The sequence below is a fragment of the Paraburkholderia sp. EB58 genome (assembly GCF_050436665.1).
Classification (GTDB): domain Bacteria; phylum Pseudomonadota; class Gammaproteobacteria; order Burkholderiales; family Burkholderiaceae; genus Paraburkholderia.
Genome location: NZ_JBNDMQ010000023.1, coordinates 127443 through 148065, shown reverse-complemented (window position 1 = coordinate 148065; position 20623 = coordinate 127443). Strand labels below are relative to the sequence as shown.

The following is a 20623-nucleotide window of genomic DNA, read 5'->3' as shown; positions in this document are numbered from 1 at the left end:
CACGAACTGCGACACTGGGTGCGTACTTCAGGGCACCTGAAGCCGCAACATTCCAACACTCAACTGTGAGAGGTGCATTATGAAATCACCGTCGGGATGCCCAGCGGGCGCTCCTTCCCATTGGCTTTGGGGATAAAGACTCTCCGTAAAGGCAGGGGCCTGTATCCGCGCCGCTTCAACCTGCCGATGGCTTCCCACCGGCTGTCAGGCGAATCCCATAGTTCGCGATCGACTCCCGCCGTTCGCGCACCTTGGTTCTGCGTGACACGTCGTACCGCATACAACTTGGCGGACAACGTGCGGGTCAGCATCCGTTGCAGCGCCTTCACCCTGCGCCAGTCGCCTTCCCGCGTCGCCTTCGCAATTCGAATCTGCATCCCTCTCACGTTCCGTTCAACCCGGCGCCAATCTACGGCTTGCCAGTTGTCCGGCGCATGGGAAAGCGCAGATCCATCCTTTCGAATGGATACTTTCATGCTGCTCTCCTTCTCGAAAAAAAGAAAATTCCCGAGCAGGAGAACGAGGTTGTCCCCTTGTGGGAGCCAACTTCGCTCCCGCAAGGGAATCCAATAAGATGTCGGTGTACTGCGTCCGACCGCGTTTCGAGTCAAAGGGTAGTCAGCCGTCTTGCGACGGTAGACCAGACGGAAGTCTGCCCGCTTTCGCGTGGGATGATGTTTCAATCCCTATCCGAGCCATTACAGCCCGACGTTCGCTTTTTCCGTCCTCCCATACCCGCACAGCCAACGGCGTTCCTTGCGGTTCGCTTGCCAGTCAAACTGCAACCGGCAGCCATACGGGCTTACCACGTTCCCGACATGTCACACGACTGACTTAGGTTCCGCCTCTTCCCCGGTGGCCTGATGACGACGTAATCCGAACTTCCAGCGGATTATCCGGCCACATACCGTTTGGTTAGTGCCTGTCAGCAGCTTAGGCACCGTTATAGTCACGAGGTTTATCAGCAGTTCACTTAAGTTAACCCTATCAGCCAGCCTAGCTCCTCAACCCCCTTGCTGCTGGGAGTCTCCAGTTGACGTCCTCGCGGACGTCAACCGCCCGAAACGTCCGGGGGCTACGTTGTAAGAAGAGCTTCCCACCCCACCGTTGCCAGTGACGCAGGTCTTCCTAGGCTACTGCTAGTCGTATAACAGGTTCGCTACCGTCGCCTGAACCGCGGGCGAGGTTGAACAATGACATGCCGAGCTTTCGCTCGCACAAAGGATGGAAAGGAGACAGTGTTACCGGATGAAGTGCGCTTCAAGCGTAGAAACCATAAGCCACACAACCATCAAACCAGCGACAAACCAACGGAACCCGTCGAGTTTGGCAATGATCCTGTGTAGGCTTGGTTTCGGCTCTACGTCGGTTCCGTACGACAGACCCGAGATAGCGGCAAGTTTTTGCCGGATTGCAGCAATATCCTGCCGGACCGCATTCACACCGAACTGTTCCCGCTTATCCATATTGACACCATAGAGGCATTGCAATCACCTCCTAGGATACCCCGGATCGGCGAACCGATCCTACGGCCGACATAAATCTGTCCGGGGCCAAACCGTATGGTACTGCGGGCGCTGGGTTATTTATGGAAAGCCCAGCCTTTCCAAAGGCTTGTTTGTTGAAGGGGTTGTCTCCCCTACACGAAGTGCCGCGAGCGTCGTGTCGCACAAAAGTCGTTATAGTAGCAGGTTTAGCCTCTTCCCCTTTCCGCCAGCCAATGGCCAGGTGATGGATCAACGCGTGGAACAAATCCGTATCCGTGGGGCCCGTACCCACAACCTGAAGAACGTCAGTCTCGACCTGCCGCGTCACAAGCTCATCGTGATTACCGGCCTGTCGGGCTCGGGCAAATCGTCGCTTGCCTTTGACACGCTCTACGCGGAAGGGCAGCGGCGCTACGTCGAGAGCCTCTCTGCGTACGCCAGGCAATTCCTGCAATTGATGGAGAAACCGGACGTCGACCTGATTGAAGGTCTGTCGCCGGCCATTTCGATCGAACAGAAGGCCACGTCGCACAATCCGCGCTCCACGGTCGGCACCGTCACGGAGATTCACGACTACCTGCGTCTGTTGTTCGCGCGGGTCGGCACACCCTATTGCCCGGACCACGAAATTCCGCTTCAGGCACAAAGCGTCTCGCAGATGGTCGACGCTGCGCTCGCATTGCCGGAAGACACCAAGCTGATGATCCTGGCGCCGGCGGTGGCGAACCGCAAGGGCGAACACGTCGAGTTGTTCGAGGAAATGCAGGCGCAGGGCTTTATCCGCTTTCGCGTGCGCTCGGGCGGCGGCACCGCCAATGAAGAGGTCGCGAAGATCTACGACGTGGACTCGTTGCCGAAGCTGAAGAAGAACGACAAGCATACGATCGACGTCGTGGTCGACCGTCTGAAAGTGCGCGCCGACATGAAGCAGCGCCTCGCCGAATCGTTCGAAACCGCGCTGCGCCTCGCCGACGGCCGTGCCATCGCGCTGGAAATGGACACCGAGAAGGAGCATCTGTTCAGCTCCAAGTTCGCCTGCCCGATCTGCTCGTATTCGCTGCAGGAACTCGAGCCGCGTCTGTTCTCGTTCAACAACCCGATGGGCGCTTGTCCGGAGTGCGACGGCCTCGGCCAGATCACGTTCTTCGATCCGAAGCGGGTGGTCGCGCATCCGTCACTGTCCCTCGCGGCGGGCGCCGTCAAAGGCTGGGACCGGCGCAACCAGTTCTACTTCCAGATGCTGCAAAGCCTCGCAGCGTTTTACGAATTCGACATCGACGAGGCCTTCGAAGACCTGCCGGAAAAGGTCAAGAAGATCCTGCTGTTTGGCTCGGGCAAGCAGACCATCCCGTTCTCGTACATCAACGAACGTGGCCGTGCATCGATTCGCGAGCACGTGTTCGAAGGGATCATCCCGAACCTCGAACGTCGCTACCGCGAGACCGATTCAGTCGCCGTACGCGAAGAACTCGCCAAGTACCAGAACAACCAGGCCTGCCCCGCATGCGCCGGCACGCGCCTGCGCCGCGAAGCGCGCTTCGTGCGCATTGGCGCGAACAGCGACGCCCGTGGCATCTTCGAAATCAGCGGCTGGCCGTTGCGCGACGCGCTCGGCTATTTCCAGACCTTGCGCCTGGAAGGCTCGAAACGCGAGATCGCCGACAAGGTGATCAAGGAAATCGTCGCGCGGCTGATGTTCCTGAATAACGTAGGGCTCGACTATCTGTCGCTCGAACGCAGCGCGGAAACGCTCTCGGGCGGCGAAGCGCAGCGCATCCGGCTCGCGTCGCAGATCGGCTCGGGCTTGACCGGCGTGATGTACGTGCTGGACGAACCGTCGATCGGCCTGCATCAGCGCGACAACGACCGCCTGATCTCGACGTTGAAGCATCTGCGCGACCTCGGCAATTCGGTGATCGTCGTCGAGCACGACGAAGACATGATCCGCATGGCCGACTACGTGGTCGACATGGGGCCGGGCGCTGGCGAGCACGGCGGCATGATCATCGCCGAAGGCACGCCCGACGAAGTGGAGGCGGACGCGGCCTCGATCACGGGCCAGTATCTCTCCGGCGCGCGCACCATCCAATATCCGGACGAGCGCAAGGAGCCCGACGAGCGGCGCCTGCGCATCGTCGAGGCGTACGGCAACAACCTGCAGCACGTCACGCTCGACCTGCCGGTGGGCCTCCTCACCTGCATCACGGGTGTTTCCGGCTCGGGCAAGTCGACGCTCATCAACGACACGCTGTATCACGCGGTCTCGCATCACCTGTATGGTTCATCCGCCGAGCCGGCGCCGTACGAATCGATCGAAGGCCTCGAGCACTTCGACAAGGTCATTAACGTCGACCAGTCGCCGATCGGCCGCACGCCGCGCTCGAATCCGGCCACCTATACCGGCGTGTTCACGCCGATCCGCGAACTGTTCGCGGGCGTGCCGGCGTCGAAGGAGCGCGGCTATGATCCAGGCCGTTTCTCGTTCAACGTAAAAGGCGGCCGCTGCGAAGCGTGCCAGGGCGACGGCGTGCTGAAGGTGGAAATGCACTTTCTGCCGGACGTCTACGTGCCCTGCGACGTGTGCCACGGCAAGCGCTACAACCGCGAAACGCTCGACGTGCATTACAAAGGCAAAAGCATCAGCGAAGTGCTGGAGCTCACCGTCGAGAACGCGTACGAGTTCTTCAAGCCGGTGCCGGTGGTGGCGCGTAAGCTGAAAACGCTGCTGGACGTAGGCCTTGGCTATATCCGCCTGGGACAGTCGGCTACCACCTTGTCGGGCGGCGAAGCGCAGCGGGTGAAACTTTCGCTGGAACTGAGCAAGCGTGACACCGGTCGCACTCTATACATCCTTGACGAGCCGACCACCGGTCTGCACTTCCATGACATTGCGCTGTTGCTCGAAGTGATTCATCGTTTGCGTGACCAGGGTAATACCGTGGTGATCATCGAGCATAATCTCGATGTAATCAAAACTGCCGACTGGCTGATCGACCTCGGCCCGGAAGGCGGCGCCGGCGGCGGTCAGATCATCGCCCAAGGCACGCCGGAGCAGGTGGCGAACTCGAAGGCAAGTTTTACCGGTCGATACCTGGCGCCGCTGCTCAAACGCGACGCCGCCAAAAAGTGATGGTGCAAACCCTGGGTTGGAGACGGAAATAAGCCATGACCAAGCGTAACGAGGCGCCCGAAGATGGGCAGGTGCAGGATCTGCGCCCTCGCCCGGTCAGGCTGACGAGCGATATGAGCCTGCCCAAACTGTCTGCAGTCGAGATCGGCAGTTATCTGCTGATGCTGTTCGGCATGTTGGCAGTCTTGAATCTGCGGCTGCTCGGCGCGTTGCTGGCCGGGCTGCTGGTGTTTCAGCTCATCCAGACGATCGCCCCGCGCATCGAAAAGCACATGTCCAGCCAGCGCGCCCGCTGGCTCTCGGTGGTGATACTGGCGGTAGTGATCGTCGGTGTCCTGACGGGGCTCGTGATTGGCATCATCGATCATTTCGAAGGCGACGTGCCGAGCGTGCAGTTTCTGCTCGACCAGGCCATGCAACTGATCGATGAGGCGCGCGGCCGGATTCCGCAATTCGTCGCCAACTATCTGCCGGTCGACACCGATCAGATGAAAGCGCGTGCCACCGAGTTGATGCAAACCCATGCCGGGATGCTGCAGCAAGGCGGCAAGAATGCGGCGCGGGTCTTCACGCATATCCTGATCGGCATGATCATCGGCGCGATCATCGCGGTCGGCGCGCAGAAGCCGATGCAGCGGCTGCCGCTGTCCACAGCCTTCGTCACCCGTGTGACGCGTTTTGCGGACGCCTTCCGCCGCATCGTGTTCGCGCAGGTGAAGATTTCGGCGATCAACGCGGTGTTCACCGGCATCTTCCTGCTGGTGCTGCTGCCGATCTTTCACGATCGGCTGCCGCTGTCGAAAACGCTGGTGCTCGTCACGTTTATCGTGGGCTTGCTGCCGGTGATCGGCAATCTGATCTCGAACACGATCATCGTCGCCGTGGCGCTCTCGGTGAGCTTTCCGGCCGCCTGCATGTCGCTCGTGTTCCTGATCCTGATCCACAAGCTTGAGTACTTCCTGAACGCGCGGATCGTCGGCCACCAGATCGAGGCGCGCGCGTGGGAACTGCTGGTGGCGATGCTGGTGATGGAAGCGGCTTTTGGCATCCAGGGGGTGATCGCCGCGCCGATCTTCTATGCGTATATCAAGCGGGAACTGATCTATCTGCGGCTGGTTTGATGGTTTGGTGACCTGATCTGACAGGGTGCCCCACCAGAGCGCCTCAGCGCACACCAGCCAAAGACAAAGGCCGCCGGTCTCAACATCCGGCGGCCTTCTTTTTTGCCCAACGCTTTCAGCAGGATCCGATCAGCGGAACACCACCGTCTTGCTGCCGTTCAGCACAACGCGATGTTCGACATGCCACTTCACCGCCCGCGCCAGCGTCACGCATTCGACGTCGCGGCCAATCGCGGTCAGTTGATCCGGCGTCATGCTGTGGTCGACGCGCTCCACTCCCTGCTCGATGATCGGACCTTCGTCCAGATCGGTCGTCACGTAGTGCGCGGTGGCGCCAATCAGCTTCACACCGCGGTCGAACGCCTGGTAGTACGGCTTCGCACCCTTGAAGCTCGGCAGAAACGAGTGGTGGATATTGATCGCGCGGCCGGCAAGGCGCTCGCACAATTGTGGCGACAGTATCTGCATGTAGCGCGCGAGCACCACCAGATCGGCCTGGTGCTCGTCGATCACTTCGAGCACGCGCGCTTCCTGCGCCGCCTTCCCTTCCGGCGTTGACGTTACCAGCGGGAAATGGTGGAACGGAATGTCGTAGCTCGCGGCGAGTTGATAAAACTCCTTGTGGTTCGAGATGATCGCTGGAATCTCGATGCCGAGCTGGCCGGTGCGGTAGCGGAACAGCAAGTCGTTCAGGCAATGACCGATCTTCGACACCATGATCACCACGCGCGGCTTTACCGTCGCGTCGTGCAACTCCCAGCGCATGCCGAAGCCTTCCGCAAGCGTGCTGAAGGCGGTGCGCAGCGCTTCCAGACCCGGATCGCCGCCCACCTGCTGGAAATGCACGCGCATGAAGAACTCGCCGGTATGGCTGTCGCCGAACTGCGCTGAGTCGAGAATGTTGCTGCCGCGCTCGAACAGGAAGCCCGATACCGCATGGACGATGCCGGGCCGGTCGGCGCACGACAGTTTGAGGATAAAGCTGTGATCGGTCGACATGACCTGGGTGACTCCCTTCTTCAAGGCGTAATTCGTTGATCGCGTTATGCGACAGCCGGCGGCTCGAACAGCGCGTCGATTCCCGCGCAATCCTCAGCATCGATCCAGCGGCGGCGCAGCAGGCAGTCGAGCGTCGCGAGGCTGGCATCGACCGTCATCGCGTCTTCTTCGATCCAGCGGGCCACTTCGTCGATACGCGCCAGCCGGTGCTCACCCACTTCGCCGTCCTGATTGCACGGCGCGAAATCTGCCGGCAACGCCAGGTCGTAGACGAAAATCTGTTCGGCCTGAGTGCCTTCCGGCAGCGATTGCAGCACATGCACCGTGCGCCCGGCCGTGGCGCGCGCGGCGATCTCTTCGGGAATGCCGGCTTCTTCCCAGCACTCCTTGACGATTGTCGCCTCGATTCCGAAGCCCCAGCCTATGCCGCCTGCGACCACGTTATCCAGCATGCCCGGGTCAGTGGCCTTGGTGTCGCTGCGGCGCGCAATCCACAATTGCGGTGCGCCATCCGCGTATTCTACGACGCCGTTCAGATGCACCGCGTAGGTCATGGTACCGAAGAAGCGCGACGCCGCGCGTTCGATATACGCGAGCGGTGGTGCGTCGAACGCATTGCGGATCGCATAGGTCTCGTCACGCCAGCCGGGGATGCGGCCTTCCGCGGCCAGCGCACCGATAACGGCACCGAGCGCCGCGCTGCGCATATCCACGGTGTTGTAGCGGGACGATAACGCGATGCGTGCAGCTTCGACATCGAAAACGTCGGGCCAGCGGGCCAGCAACGGCACGTCTGTCGAACGGATCCAGCCAACCTGCTGGGCGTCGATCCAGAACGGCTGATGCGCATGCGCATCGAAGCGCCGCGCTTTGCTAATACAGGGCAAGGTCATGAATGCTCCAACTGCGCGAACGCACTTAATCGCGCAGTGCCACGCGAATGCCGATTGCGATAAAGGTTGCGCCTGCCAGCCGGTCGAGCCACACGCCAACGCGCGGACGCCGCTTGAGCCAGCCGCCGATCATCCCAGCGCACACGCCGAACAGCGAAAACACCACCACCGTCTGCAGCATGAACAGCAGCCCCAGTTCGAGCATCTGCACCGGCACGCTCTGCGCGCCATGCGGTTCGATGAACTGCGGCAGGAACACGAGGAAGAACAGCGTCACCTTCGGGTTCAGCATGTTGCCGAACACGCTTTGCCGGAACACCGACCACAGCGGCTGAGCCGGACGCTCATGAGCCGTGGCGAGCCCCTGACTGCGCAGCGCCTTGATGCCGATCCAGATCAGGTAAGCGGCACCGGCGTACTTGATGGCCTGAAACGCGATCGGCGACGAGCGCAGCAACGCGGCGATGCCCAGCGTGGCGAGCGTCGTGTGAAACGTGATGCCGGCCGCAAAGCCGAGTGCCGCGACGAGCCCCGCCGCGCGGCCCTGCGACATGCCGCGTGCCAGCACCTGCAGGTTGTCCGGGCCAGGAGCCATTGTGATTGCTATCGACGTGGCGAGGAACAGCAGGAAATTAGGCATGCGTTTTACCTCATCGCGATGGTGTTGCTGAATGATTGAAGCGCGGCTGAAGGTCCAGCGGCTTCGGCAGCGCCGCGCATCCGCCGGCGGCCTAGTGACCGCTAAACTCGGTCACGGTAAAGAGCGGCAGGCCAGCCGAGCGCAATAGTGCGGACCCACCCAACTCCGGAAGGTCGATGATAGCCGCGCCTTCGATCACCACCGCGCCGAGCCGCTCGAGCAGCTTCTTGCCGGCCATCATGGTGCCGCCGGTCGCGATGAGGTCGTCGACGATCACGATCCTATCGCCCGGCGCGCACGCGTCGGCGTGGATCTCGACAGTCGCCGTGCCGTATTCGAGCTCGTACGACTGCGACTCCGTCTTGTAAGGCAGCTTGCCCTGCTTGCGGATGGGAATGAAACCGAGGTTCAGCTCGTACGCCAGCACCGGCCCAATGATAAAACCACGCGCATCCAGCCCCGCGATGTAGTCGAGCTTCGCGTCGATATAACGCTGCACGAACAGATCGATCAGCACCCGAAACGTCTTCGGATGCTGCAGTAGCGGCGTGATATCGCGAAACTGCACGCCGGCCTGCGGCCAGTCGGACACGGTGCGAATCTGGCTTTTGACGAACGCAGCCGCGTCGAGCGGCGCGCTCGCAAGCGCGTTGGACATGATGACTCCAGACGGATCCCCCGGGGATCCAGGTAAAAGACTTAGCAATCTCGCGGTGCGGCTACGCGACACATGCCACGGCTCGCGTGCTTCATGCCGCCGCCAGTTTCAAACGGTCGTTGCGCCCGCCCGCCGATGCTTCGACAACAGCTCTTCGGCCGCGGCCAGCGCCTCAGGCAAACCACGCAGCACGACGATGTCGCTCGCGCGCAGCTTGGTCGACGGGTCCGGCTCCACGCCGCGAATGCCATGGCGGCGGATCGCCGTCACTTCGACGCCCAGTTCGAACAATCCGACCTCCGCCAGCGTACGGCCCACCGCGTCCGCGTTCTCGTCGACCGGCACCGATTGTAGTCGCACCTGCTCGTGACTGTCGTCGTCGCCCACGTCGTCGGCGCCGTGGAAATAGCCGCGCAACAGACTATAGCGCTCGTCGCGCATCTCCTCGACACGCCGCACCACGCGCCGCATCGGCACGCCCATCAGCACCAGCGTGTGCGAAGCGAGCATCAGGCTGCCTTCGACGATCTCCGGAATCACCTCGGTCGCCCCGGCGGCGAGCAGCTTCTCGAGGTCGGCGTCATCCACCGTACGCACGATAACCGGCAGCGTCGGCTCCAGTTCATGGATGTTGTGCAGTACGCGCAGCGCTGACGGCGTATTCGCGTAGGTGATCGCCACCGCCGCCGCGCGGTGGATACCGGCTGCAAGCAGGGACTCGCGCCGCCCGGCATCGCCGAACACCACCGTCTCGCCGGCCGCCGCAGCCGCCGCTACCCGGTCGGGGTCAAGGTCAAGCGCCACATATGAGAGACCCTCGTGCTCGAGCATGCGTGCAAGGTTCTGCCCGGCCCGTCCATAGCCGCAGATGATCGTGTGGCCGCTTTGCTTCAGGCTTTGCGTGGCGATGCGCGTCATCTGCAAGGACTGCATCATCCATTCAGTCGAAGACAGCCGCAGCACAATGCGATCCGCGTTCTGGATCATGAACGGCGCGGCCAGCATGGACAGCAGCATCGCGGCGAGAATCGCCTGCAGGAGCGTGGCGTCGACCAGATGTTTGTCGAGAATCAGGTTCAGCAGCACGAAGCCGAATTCGCCCGCTTGGGCGAGACCGATGCCGGTACGCATTGCCACGCCCGGCGACGCGCCGAAGAGGCGCGACAGCGCGGTGATCATGACCAGCTTCAGCAGGATCGGGCCGAGCACGAAGGCCAGCACGATCAACGGATGTGTCCAGATCACCATTGGATTGAGCAGCATGCCGGTGGTGACGAAGAAGAGGCCCAGCAGCACATCGCGAAACGGCTTGATGTCCTCCTCAACCTGATGCCGGTAAGGCGTCTCGGCAATCAACATGCCGGCGATGAACGCGCCCAACGCGAGCGACAGGCCGAATTTATCCGTGATGAACGCCGCCCCGAGCGTGACAAGCAGCAGGTTCAGGATGAACAGTTCCTGCGAGCGGCGCCGTGCCACCACATTGAACCAACGCGTCATGAACTTCTGCCCGACGATCAGCAGCAAGGCCAGCGCGACGACAATCTTCACCGCCGCGAGCCCGAGCGCCGTCATCAGGGTTCGGGAATCGCCGCCCAGCGCCGAGATGATGATCAGGAGCGGCACCACCGCCAGGTCCTGGAACAGCAGCACACCGAAGATATTGCGGCCGTGTTCCGTCTCGATCTCGAGGCGTTCCGCGAGCATTTTGCTGACGATCGCCGTGGACGACATGGCGAGCGCCCCGCCCAGCGCGACGCTGCCCTGCCACGTGATGTGCACCCAGCGCTCCAGCACGAAGCCGAGCCCCACCGCGACCGCCACCGTGCCGATCACCTGCAGCAGGCCGAGGCCAAACACCAGCCGGCGCATCGAACGCAGCTTGGCGAGCGAAAACTCCAGCCCGATCGAGAACATCAGGAACACCACGCCGAACTCGGCCAGATTCTGTGCCCCTTTGGAATCCGGAACGATACCGAACGCATGCGGCCCGACGATGATCCCCACCGTCAGGTAGCCGAGCATGGGCGGCAGGTTCAGGAAACGGAAAACGACGACGCCCACCACTGATGCCAGCAGCAGGAACAGCGTCATTTCGAGCGGGGAAATCATCGGAAAGCGTCCTGGTTCGTCGACATAACCATCGCACGCAAACGGCCGTGCGACAAGGTTGAGGGGCCGGTGAGGGCAGCGGCCGGCGACAGCCGTCCCGGCGCGGCGAACAAACGCCTTTGCTATACTCCGCGAATGATAGCGAAAATCAATGGCGACCGGGCACTCGCGCTCGCTCGCAACGTGCTCGACATCGAAGCGGACGCCGTGCGCGCGCTTCGCGATCAACTCGACGATGGTTTCGTCGAGGCGATCGATTTCATCCTGGGCTGCCGTGGACGCGTGGTCGTCTCCGGCATCGGCAAATCCGGCCACGTGGCCCGCAAGCTGGCGGCGACGTTCGCCAGCACCGGCACGCCCGCGTTTTTTGTGCATCCCGCGGAAGCCAGCCATGGCGACCTCGGCATGGTCACCTCGGACGACGTGTTCGTGGCCATGTCGAATTCCGGCGAATCCGAAGAGCTGATGGCGATCCTGCCAATCATCAAGCGGCTCGGCTCCAGGCTGATCGCGATCACCGGCAAGCCGGGCTCGAGCCTGGCGCAACTGGCCGACGTGCATCTGAACGCCGGGGTCGCGAAAGAAGCCTGCCCGATGAATCTCGCGCCCACCGCCAGCACCACCGCCGCGCTCGCGCTCGGCGACGCGCTCGCAGTCGCGGTGCTGGACGCCCGCGGCTTCGGCCCGGACGACTTCGCCCGCTCCCATCCGGGCGGCGCACTCGGCCGGCGCCTGCTCACTTATGTGCGCGACGTGATGCGCACCGGCGACCAGGTGCCGAAGGTCATGCCCGAGTCCACGGTGCGCGATGCGCTGTTCCAGTTGACCGCCAAACGCATGGGCATGACGGCGATTGTCGACGAAAACCAGCGCGTCAAGGGCATCTTCACCGACGGCGACCTGCGCCGCGTCCTCGAACGCAGCGGCGACTTCCGCGACCTACCCATCGCCTCGGTGATGACGCCGGGCCCGCGCACCATTGGTCCGGATCAACTGGCGGTCGAAGCTGTGGAACTGATGGAGCGCCACCGGATCAATCAGATGCTGGTCGTCGACGACGCGGGCAAGCTGATCGGCGCGCTCAACATGCACGACCTTTTCTCCAAGAAGGTAATCTGATGGCTACCGCGTCCCTTACCGCTACTGAGCGCGCGCGCCGCGTGAAGCTGATGATTTTCGACGTCGACGGCGTGCTGACCGACGGCGGCCTGATGTTTACCGCTGAGGGCGACACGATGAAGTCGTTCAACTCGATGGACGGCCACGGCGCGAAGCTGTTGCGCGAGGCCGGCATCGACACGGCCATCATCACTGGGCGCAAGTCGGGCATCGTCGCGGTACGGGCCAAGGAACTGAAGATCACCCATCTGTATCAGGGCATCGAAAACAAGCCCGAGGCGTTCGCCGACCTGCTCAAGGCAACCGGCATGACGCCCGAGGAATGCGGCTATATGGGCGACGACTGGGTCGATCTCGGCGTGATGCTGAGGGTTGGCTTCGCCGCCGCGCCCGCCAATTCGCACCCTGAAGTGATCGCGCGCGCCCACTGGGTGAGCGAAGCGCGTGGCGGCCACGGCGCCGTGCGCGAAGTGTGCGACACCTTGCTGCGCGCGCAGAACAAGTACGACGCGCTGCTCGCGGCAGCGTGCGCCGGCGGGCAACAGCAGGGCCTCGTCGGATGAACCAGTTCCGCTTCACTTCGCTGATCCCGCTGGTCGCAATGGCCGTGCTCGCCGGGATCACCTGGTGGCTGCTGCAGGCCACGGCGCCGCCGCCGCACGAAGGTGAGATCAAGCCGAAGGAACATACGCCCGATTACTTTGCCGACAACTTCTCGGTGTCGGAGCTGGATCAGTCGGGCGCCACGCAGTACCGGCTGACGGCCACCCACCTCGTCCACTACGAAGACGACGAGTTGAGCGATCTCGTCAAGCCAGCAATCCGCGCTTTCCAGCCGGGCAAGCCTATCGTGACGGCGACCGGCGACACCGGTACCGTCAATGGCGACGCCTCGATCGTCGATCTGTACCAGAACGCCCGCATCCTGCGTGCCGCCGGCGACGGTGACCCGGCGATGCAGGCTGATTCCTACCATTTTCGGGTACTGGTCAACGACGATGTGATTGAGACCGAAAAGCCGGTTAAACTTCAGCGCGGCCTGTCTGTCATGACGGCCAGCGGCATGAACTACAACAACGTCACCCGGGTAATGCAGCTGTTCGGCAACGTCCGTGGCGCGATCGCCGCGTCCGACTCCGCCGGCGGCTCCCTGAAGCAACCCGGGTAATCCATTCCAGCGTGACTGCATGAACGAATCGTTCCCCCGTTTTGACTCCGGCCGCGCGCGCACCTTGTCCGCGTGCCGCGCTGGACTTGCTGCGCTGCTGGTCGCGTTGCCGCTCGCAGGCTTTGCGCCGCTGGCGCACGCCGAGCGCGCCGACAAGGACAAGCCGCTCAATATTGAAGCGGACAACATGACGTATGACGACCTGAAACAGGTCAACATCTTCACCGGACACGTCGTGGCCACCAAAGGCACGATCGTGATCAAGGCCGATCGCGTCGAGGTGACGCAGGATCCGCAAGGCTACCAGTACGCCACCGGCACCTCGAGCGGCGGCAATCTGTCGTACTTCCGCCAGAAGCGCGAGGGGCTGAACGAGTACGTGGAAGGCACCGCTATCCGTATCGACTACGACGGCAAGCAGGACCTGACCACGTTGACGACCAACGCCACCGTGAACCGCCTGCAGGGCCTTTCGACGGTAATTGATACCGTCCACGGCAGCGTCATCACCTATGACGGCCAGAGCGACTTCTATACCGCGAAGGCGGGCCCGGACGTCGCCGGCCCGGGCAACCCGAGCGGCCGCGTGCGCGCCATGCTGTCGCCGCGCAACGGCGGCGCCGCACCGCTGACGGGCGCCTCGGCCACGCTCGCGCCGTCCACCACGCTTAAGGGAGCCCCGGCCCAGTGAACAACTCAGTGAATTCGCCCTCCCTCCCCCATCGCAAGCCGGCCGGGACCAGCAGTTCGCTGGTAGTTCGCAATCTCAAGAAGCGCTATGGTTCGCGCACGGTCGTGAAAGACGTTTCGCTCGACGTCAAGAGCGGCGAAGTAGTCGGCCTGCTGGGCCCGAACGGCGCCGGCAAGACCACCTCGTTCTATATGATCGTGGGCCTCGTGCCGCTCGATGCTGGCGAGATCGATCTGGACGGCAAGTCGATCAGCCTGCTGCCAATCCACAAGCGTGCTTCGCTCGGCTTGTCGTATCTGCCGCAGGAAGCCTCGGTGTTCCGCAAGCTCACCGTCGAAGAGAACATTCGCGCGGTGCTGGAGCTGCAGCTCGACGAAAGCGGCAAGCGGCTCAACAAAGACACCATCACCACCCGTACGGAAGCGCTGCTCGACGAACTGCAGATCGCGCATCTGCGGGCCAATCCGGCACTGTCGCTGTCGGGCGGCGAGCGCCGGCGCGTGGAAATTGCACGGGCGCTGGCCACCAATCCGAGCTTCATCCTGCTCGACGAACCGTTCGCCGGCGTCGATCCGATCGCGGTTCTGGAAATCCAGAAGATCGTTAAATTCCTGAAGCAGCGCAACATCGGTGTGCTGATTACGGATCACAACGTGCGGGAAACGCTCGGCATCTGCGATCATGCCTACATCATCAGCGACGGCAGCGTGCTGGCCGCCGGCGCGCCTGGCGACATCATCGAAAACGAAAACGTGCGGCGCGTCTATCTAGGCGAACACTTCCGCATGTAAACATGCGAGGGGCATGCAGGGCGGCATCCCATGCCCCCGCCCCTTGCGGCAGCGGCCTTCCCGTATTTTTGACGCGGCCGGCCGCCCATCCCCCTGCAGACCCAATCCTGGTGCGCGCGTTATTGCGAATGTCGCAAGGTATCGCGGTCGTGGCAAACTCTTTACAATGAATCTCAACTTGCCATGAAAGCCAGCCTCCAACTCCGCCTGTCGCAGCATCTTGCGCTGACCCCTCAACTACAACAGTCCATCCGGCTGCTGCAGCTGTCTACGCTTGAACTGCAGCAGGAAGTCGCGATGGCGATCTCCCAGAATCCGCTGCTCGAAAACGAGGATGATTGGATCGCCAGCCCGCTGCGCGTCGCGGCGGACGGTTCGCTGATCGCCCAGGTGCCGAACAACGCCGCGCCCGACCAGATGGGCAACAGCAACTCGTCGTCCTCCACCAGCACCAGTGAGCGCGCCGAAAACGGCGAGCCGCAAGGCGTCGACGAGTACAACGGCCTGTCATCCGACAACAGCGGTGACTCCACCCAGTGGAATCTGGACGACTACGGCCGCTCCGGCACCGCGTCGGACGACGACGACCTGCCGCCGCTGCAAATCCACGAATCCAGTACGTCCCTGCGCGACCACCTGATGGCGCAACTGCGCGTCACCCAGGCAAGTCAGCGCGACCGGGCGCTGATCACGTTTCTGATCGAATCGCTCGACGACGACGGCTATCTGACCGCGACGCTCGAAGAAGTCCAGGCCGACCTGCCCGAAGAGCTCGAAGTCGACCTCGATGAACTGAACGCTGCGCTCGCGCTGCTGCACAGCTTCGATCCGCCGGGCGTCGGAGCACGCTCTGCGTCCGAATGCCTGAAGCTGCAGTTGCTGCGGCTCGAGGGCTCGCCTACCCGCACGCTTGCGCTCGAGATCGTCGCTCACCATCTTGAACTGCTGGCCGCACGCGACTTCACGCGCCTGCGCAAGCACCTCAAAGCAAGCGACGACGACCTGCGCGACGCCCACGACCTGATCCGCTCGCTGGAGCCCTTCCCGGGGGCCGCTTATGGCAAAGCCGAAGCGGACTACGTTGTGCCCGACATCATGGTGCGCAAGACGGGCCAGGGCTGGCAGGCCGAGCTGAATCCCGAGGTCGTGCCGAAACTGCGCATCAATCACCTTTACGCGAACATTTTGCGTAACAACCGGGGCGATCCGGGCAGCGGATCGTTGCGACAGCAACTCCAGGAAGCCCGCTGGCTGATCAAAAACATCCAGCAGCGCTTCGAGACGATCCTGCGGGTCGCCCAGGCCATTGTCGAGCGTCAAAAGAGCTTTTTCGTACATGGCGAAATTGCCATGCGGCCCTTGGTTTTGCGGGAAATTGCTGATACGCTGGGCCTACACGAGTCAACTGTCAGCCGTGTGACAACCGGTAAATACATGCTGACCCCATTCGGGACGCTTGAATTTAAGTACTTCTTCGGATCACACGTTTCAACGGACACGGGCGGTGCAGCCTCTTCCACGGCTATCCGCGCGCTCATCAAGCAACTGATAGGAGCGGAAAACACCAAATCTCCTCTTTCAGACAGCCGCATAGCCGAATTGCTGGCGGAACAAGGATTCGTGGTTGCCCGGCGTACCGTTGCCAAGTACCGCGAAGCCCTCAAGATCCCAGCAGTCAACCTGCGCAAGTCTCTTTAGCTCGCTGCATACTGTAGCGAGCATTTTCCGGCCGCTCCGCCCGTTGGCGGACAGGCCGGCCGATGCGACCTGCCAGTAGTCAGTCAACGGGGGACGACACAGGCGAGCCGTGAGATCGACCGGTACTGCCCCATCGTGCGGACCAAGCGGCCACTAGCTTGGAGAAGCACTATGAATCTGCAGATCAGTGGACACCATCTCGAAGTAACGCCAGCGTTGCGAGAATACGTGATCACCAAACTGGATAGGGTGCTAAGACATTTCGATCAGGTGATCGATGGCAGTGTGGTCCTCTCGGTCGACAACCATAAGGAAAAGGAAAAGAGGCAGAAGGTTGAAATCAACCTGCATCTGAAGGGCAAGGACATCTTTGTCGAGAGCTGTGACGGCGACCTGTACGCCGCGATTGATCTGATGATCGACAAGCTCGACCGGCAAGTCATACGTCACAAGGATCGCCTACAGGGCCATCAGCACGAAGCGATCAAGTATCAACCGCTGGCGCCGCAAGTGGAAGTGCCGCCGCAATAAGTCGCATCAGGCAGGACCCGGCAGGATTAGAAGGTTTTTTCCTGACACAGCTAAACCGCCCGGTAACGGGCGGTTTTTCGTTGGATGCAGTCGCCGCGCTGCCCCGTGAGCGGCAAATCGCCGCACCGCTCCAACGCAATGCCGCAAAAAGCTCTGCAATCTGCGGATGGCGCGCCGCACCATCCATGGTCGCCCTGTTCTATAATGGGCCGGTTATCATTGGGGTCAATCGGGGTTATTCTGCGGGAGTCCTGCGTTTTTGGGCCCCCAAGCACATCGCCGTGAGCATCAGTCGAGAATGGAACGCCACTCAAACGCCACAGCGAGGAGTATCCAGGCCACGTTTCCGCCTGCCAACATGAATCGTTTAGCCAAATTTCTTCCCCTCGAAAACGTCGTCGTCGGCCTATCGGTCACCAGCAAGAAACGCGTCTTCGAGCAAGCGGGCCTGATTTTCGAAAACCAGAACGGCATCGCCCGCAGCACGGTCACTGACAATCTGTTTGCGCGCGAGCGCCTCGGGTCGACGGGTCTTGGCGAGGGCGTCGCGATTCCGCATGGCCGGATCAAAGGCTTGAAGCAGCCGCTCGCCGCGTTCGTGCGCCTGGCCGATCCCATCCCCTTCGAATCGCCCGACGGTCAGCCGGTGTCGTTGCTGATCTTCCTGCTGGTCCCCGAACAGGCTACCCAGCAACATCTCGAAATCCTCTCGGAAATCGCCCAACTGTTGTCCGACCGCGAAGCGCGCGAGCGGCTGCACACGGAAGAAGACCGCGAAGCGTTGCATCGCCTGCTCACTCAGTGGCAACCTTGATGCATCTGCAACAATCCGCATACGAGCGGGCTCAGCCCCGCATCGAAGCCGGCTCGAGCCGGCCGGTCCGGCTGCGTTAGCGCGGCCGGCGTACGCGGGACAGCGGCCCACACTGGAGTCACGGACTCATGGATACGTCCAGCATCAACGCCCAAAGCATTTTCGACGATAACGCCGCCATGCTGAAACTCAGCTGGCTGACGGGGCATGAAGGCTGGGAGCGCGGCTTCTCGGCAGAAACAGTCGCCTATGCCACATCGAGCGCCGACCTCGTGGGCCACCTGAACCTGATCCACCCGAACCGCATCCAGGTGCTCGGCGACGCCGAAGTCGACTATTACCAGCGCCAGTCCGATGAAGACCGCTCACGCCATATGGCCGAGTTGATCGCCCTCGAGCCGCCGTTCCTGGTGGTGGCAGGCGGTGTCGCCGCGCCGCCGGAGCTGGTCCTGCGCTGCACCCGTTCATCCACGCCGCTCTTTACGACGCCCATGTCGGCCGCCGCTGTGATCGACAGCCTGCGTCTCTACATGTCGCGCATCCTCGCGCCGCGCGCTACGCTGCACGGCGTGTTTCTCGACATTCTCGGGATGGGCGTGCTGCTCACCGGCGACTCCGGTCTCGGCAAAAGCGAACTCGGGCTTGAACTGATCAGCCGCGGCCACGGCCTCGTGGCCGACGACGCGGTGGACTTTGTGCGCCTCGGGCCGGATTTCGTCGAAGGACGCTGCCCGCCGCTGCTGCAGAATTTGCTTGAAGTGCGCGGACTGGGCCTGCTCGACATCAAGACCATCTTCGGTGAAACCGCCGTACGGCGCAAAATGAAGCTGAAGCTGATCGTTCAGCTGGTGCGTCGCCCGGATGGCGAATTCCAGCGCCTGCCGCTCGAAAGCCAGACCGTCGACGTGCTCGGCCTGCCTATCAGCAAGGTCACGATTCAAGTGGCGGCCGGCCGCAACCTGGCCGTGCTCGTGGAAGCTGCCGTACGCAATACGATCCTGCAATTGCGCGGCATCGACACGTTACGCGACTTCATGGATCGCCAGCGCCTCGCCATGCAAGACCCGGACAGCCAGTTTCCCGGCAAGCTGATCTGAGCGGTCAAGCGGTGTAACAGTGCCCGGTGTACCCGGCATTGCGTCGGCAGAGTGGCACGCGCACGGGGACCAGATGCTATGATGAAACGTACAGATTTGACGACTCCATGCGCATTATTCTGATCACCGGTATTTCCGGCTCCGGCAAATCCGTTGCACTGAACGCGCTTGAAGACGCTGGCTACTACTGCGTCGACAACCTGCCGCCGCGCTTTCTGCCGCAACTCGCCACCTATCTCGCGGAAGGCGGTCATGACCGTCTTGCGGTAGCCATTGACGCGCGTTCGAGCGCCTCGCTCGACGACATGCCCGCGATGATCCACGACCTGTCGCGCCAACACGACGTGCGGGTGCTGTTTCTGAACGCGAGCACGCAGTCGCTGATCCAGCGTTTTTCCGAAACGCGCCGCCGCCATCCGCTCTCGGGCTCCACCACGCACGATGCGGACGTCGGCCTGCTCACCTCACTCGAAGAAGCGATTGAGCGCGAACGTGACCTGGTCGCGAACCTGGCCGAATTCGGCCACCAGATCGACACCAGCAACCTGCGCGCAAACATGTTGCGCGCGTGGGTCAAACGTTTTATCGAACAGGAGCACAGCGGCCTGGTGCTGATGTTCGAATCGTTCGGTTTCAAGCGCGGTGTCCCGCTCGACGCCGATTTCGTGTTCGACGTGCGCACGCTGCCGAACCCGTACTACGATCATGAACTACGCCCACTCACCGGGCTTGACAAGCCGGTGATCGATTTCCTCGGCGCACTGCCCGTGGTGCACGACATGATGGGCGACATCGAAATGTTCGTCGCGAAATGGCTGCCGCACTTTCGCGACGACAACCGCAGTTACCTGACTGTGGCCATCGGCTGCACAGGTGGTCAACACCGTTCGGTATTCATTGCCGAGACGCTCGCCGCGCGTCTTGCCAAGCAGGCCAATGTAATCGTGCGGCACCGCGATGCGCCGGTCGACGTCGGCGAATCATCGAAGTTAGTGGCTTAACCGGCCGCATCGCGCGGCCTTAACCCGAAGCGTTGCGCCATGTCCTCTACTTCTGTGCTTGCCGATGTGCCGCTGTTTCCGCTGCATACGGTGCTGTTCCCCGACGGGCTGCTGCCCCTCAAGATCTTCGAAGCGCGCTACCTCGATATGGCGCGCGACTGTCTGCGCGAAAAAACGCCCTTTGGCGTCTGCCTGCTGAAAAGCGGCGGTGAAGTCGCGTTGCCGGATGAACCGTCGGTTCCGGAACACGTGGGATGTCTCGCTGAAATCGATGAATGCGATGTCGAAACCTTCGGCATGCTGCTGATCCGCGCGCGCGGGACGCGGCGCTTCCGGCTGCTGTCGCATCGCGTCGAATCCAGCGGCTTGCTGGTGGGCATGGCCGAGCCGCTGCCCGACGACATGCCGCTCGAAGGCAACCAGCATCTGGCTAAATTCGGTGCGTGCGCGGAAGTGCTCGAGCGGATCATCGAGACGATTCGCGAGCGCGATCCGGACAGCCTTCCGTTCGCAGAGCCGTTCAAGCTCGAAGACCCGACCTGGGTGTCCAACCGGCTCTCGGAAGTACTGCCAATCGCTCTAAAGGCGAGGCAAAAGCTGATGGAACTGACGGATGCCGGAGCGCGCATCGACGTGGTTCATCACTACATGCAGCAGCATCAGCTTTTGTGAA

The 20623-nt window shown here is 62.1% G+C and carries 19 protein-coding genes and 1 pseudogene; 13 read left to right on the top strand and 7 right to left on the bottom strand.

Features of this window, described 5'->3' with window-relative positions:
* Positions 1–86: 86 nt before the first annotated feature.
* A pseudogene (locus P3T40_RS29030) lies at positions 87–476 on the bottom strand (reverse transcriptase N-terminal domain-containing protein); the annotation flags it as partial.
* Between the two features lie 765 nt (positions 477–1241).
* Positions 1242–1466: a hypothetical protein gene (locus P3T40_RS29025; RefSeq protein ID WP_429271149.1), complete on the bottom strand. Its 225-nt coding sequence runs from the start codon at positions 1464–1466 to the stop codon at positions 1242–1244.
* A 277-nt stretch (positions 1467–1743) separates the two neighbouring features.
* On the opposite strand from P3T40_RS29025, the gene uvrA reads away from it, so the two are divergent.
* Positions 1744–4617: an excinuclease ABC subunit UvrA gene (uvrA, locus tag P3T40_RS29020; RefSeq protein ID WP_429271148.1), complete on the top strand. Its 2874-nt coding sequence runs from the start codon at positions 1744–1746 to the stop codon at positions 4615–4617.
* A 35-nt stretch (positions 4618–4652) separates the two neighbouring features.
* Positions 4653–5738 carry an AI-2E family transporter gene (locus P3T40_RS29015; protein WP_429271147.1) on the top strand — a complete coding sequence of 362 codons (1086 nt, stop codon included), beginning with the start codon at positions 4653–4655 and terminating at the stop codon, positions 5736–5738.
* Positions 5739–5867: 129 nt separating this feature from the next.
* Here the strand turns inward: P3T40_RS29015 and purU are convergent, their stop codons facing one another.
* The 5 genes from purU to P3T40_RS28990 all read right to left on the bottom strand — a co-directional run bounded on the left by purU (position 5868) and on the right by P3T40_RS28990 (position 11040).
* Positions 5868–6737 (bottom strand): formyltetrahydrofolate deformylase, encoded by an 870-nt coding sequence (gene purU / locus P3T40_RS29010; RefSeq protein WP_429271154.1) that lies wholly within the window; start codon positions 6735–6737, stop codon positions 5868–5870.
* Between the two features lie 44 nt (positions 6738–6781).
* A complete protein-coding gene (locus tag P3T40_RS29005; protein ID WP_429271146.1) occupies positions 6782–7630 on the bottom strand; it encodes an NUDIX hydrolase in 849 nt (282 codons plus the stop codon).
* A gap of 25 nt (positions 7631–7655) precedes the next feature.
* A complete protein-coding gene (locus tag P3T40_RS29000) occupies positions 7656–8270 on the bottom strand; it encodes a LysE family translocator (protein ID WP_429271145.1) in 615 nt (204 codons plus the stop codon).
* A gap of 91 nt (positions 8271–8361) precedes the next feature.
* Positions 8362–8928 carry an adenine phosphoribosyltransferase gene (locus P3T40_RS28995; RefSeq protein WP_429271144.1) on the bottom strand — a complete coding sequence of 189 codons (567 nt, stop codon included), beginning with the start codon at positions 8926–8928 and terminating at the stop codon, positions 8362–8364.
* A gap of 108 nt (positions 8929–9036) precedes the next feature.
* Positions 9037–11040 carry a cation:proton antiporter gene (locus P3T40_RS28990; RefSeq protein ID WP_429271143.1) on the bottom strand — a complete coding sequence of 668 codons (2004 nt, stop codon included), beginning with the start codon at positions 11038–11040 and terminating at the stop codon, positions 9037–9039.
* 135 nt (positions 11041–11175) lie between these two features.
* Here P3T40_RS28990 and kdsD point away from each other — a divergent pair, with 135 nt between their 5' ends.
* From kdsD to P3T40_RS28935, 11 genes are all read left to right on the top strand, one after another.
* Positions 11176–12159, top strand: coding sequence for an arabinose 5-phosphate isomerase KdsD (gene kdsD, locus P3T40_RS28985; RefSeq protein ID WP_429271142.1), 984 nt, complete (start codon positions 11176–11178; stop codon positions 12157–12159).
* Entirely contained in the window at positions 12159–12722 is a 564-nt protein-coding gene (locus P3T40_RS28980) for a KdsC family phosphatase (protein ID WP_429271141.1), read from the top strand. Before kdsD ends, P3T40_RS28980 begins: the two co-directional genes overlap by 1 nt.
* Entirely contained in the window at positions 12719–13327 is a 609-nt protein-coding gene (gene lptC, locus P3T40_RS28975; RefSeq protein WP_429271140.1) for an LPS export ABC transporter periplasmic protein LptC, read from the top strand. Before P3T40_RS28980 ends, lptC begins: the two co-directional genes overlap by 4 nt.
* Positions 13328–13346: 19 nt before the next feature.
* Complete coding sequence (gene lptA, locus P3T40_RS28970) at positions 13347–14018, top strand: lipopolysaccharide transport periplasmic protein LptA (RefSeq protein ID WP_429271139.1); 672 nt, start codon at positions 13347–13349, stop codon at positions 14016–14018.
* An 8-nt stretch (positions 14019–14026) separates the two neighbouring features.
* On the top strand, positions 14027–14809 hold the full coding sequence (gene lptB, locus P3T40_RS28965) for an LPS export ABC transporter ATP-binding protein (RefSeq protein WP_429271138.1): 783 nt from the start codon (positions 14027–14029) through the stop codon (positions 14807–14809).
* A 183-nt stretch (positions 14810–14992) separates the two neighbouring features.
* Positions 14993–16507: an RNA polymerase factor sigma-54 gene (locus tag P3T40_RS28960; RefSeq protein ID WP_429271137.1), complete on the top strand. Its 1515-nt coding sequence runs from the start codon at positions 14993–14995 to the stop codon at positions 16505–16507.
* A 171-nt stretch (positions 16508–16678) separates the two neighbouring features.
* Complete coding sequence (gene hpf, locus P3T40_RS28955; RefSeq protein ID WP_090684953.1) at positions 16679–17038, top strand: ribosome hibernation-promoting factor, HPF/YfiA family; 360 nt, start codon at positions 16679–16681, stop codon at positions 17036–17038.
* Positions 17039–17336: 298 nt separating this feature from the next.
* A complete protein-coding gene (locus tag P3T40_RS28950) occupies positions 17337–17852 on the top strand; it encodes a PTS sugar transporter subunit IIA (RefSeq protein WP_429271136.1) in 516 nt (171 codons plus the stop codon).
* Positions 17853–17980: 128 nt separating this feature from the next.
* A complete protein-coding gene (gene hprK, locus P3T40_RS28945) occupies positions 17981–18949 on the top strand; it encodes an HPr(Ser) kinase/phosphatase (protein WP_429271135.1) in 969 nt (322 codons plus the stop codon).
* A 107-nt stretch (positions 18950–19056) separates the two neighbouring features.
* A complete protein-coding gene (gene rapZ, locus P3T40_RS28940; protein ID WP_429271134.1) occupies positions 19057–19950 on the top strand; it encodes an RNase adapter RapZ in 894 nt (297 codons plus the stop codon).
* Between the two features lie 39 nt (positions 19951–19989).
* Positions 19990–20622, top strand: a complete 633-nt coding sequence (locus tag P3T40_RS28935; protein WP_429271133.1) for an LON peptidase substrate-binding domain-containing protein — start codon at positions 19990–19992, stop codon at positions 20620–20622.
* Position 20623 lies beyond the last annotated feature (1 nt).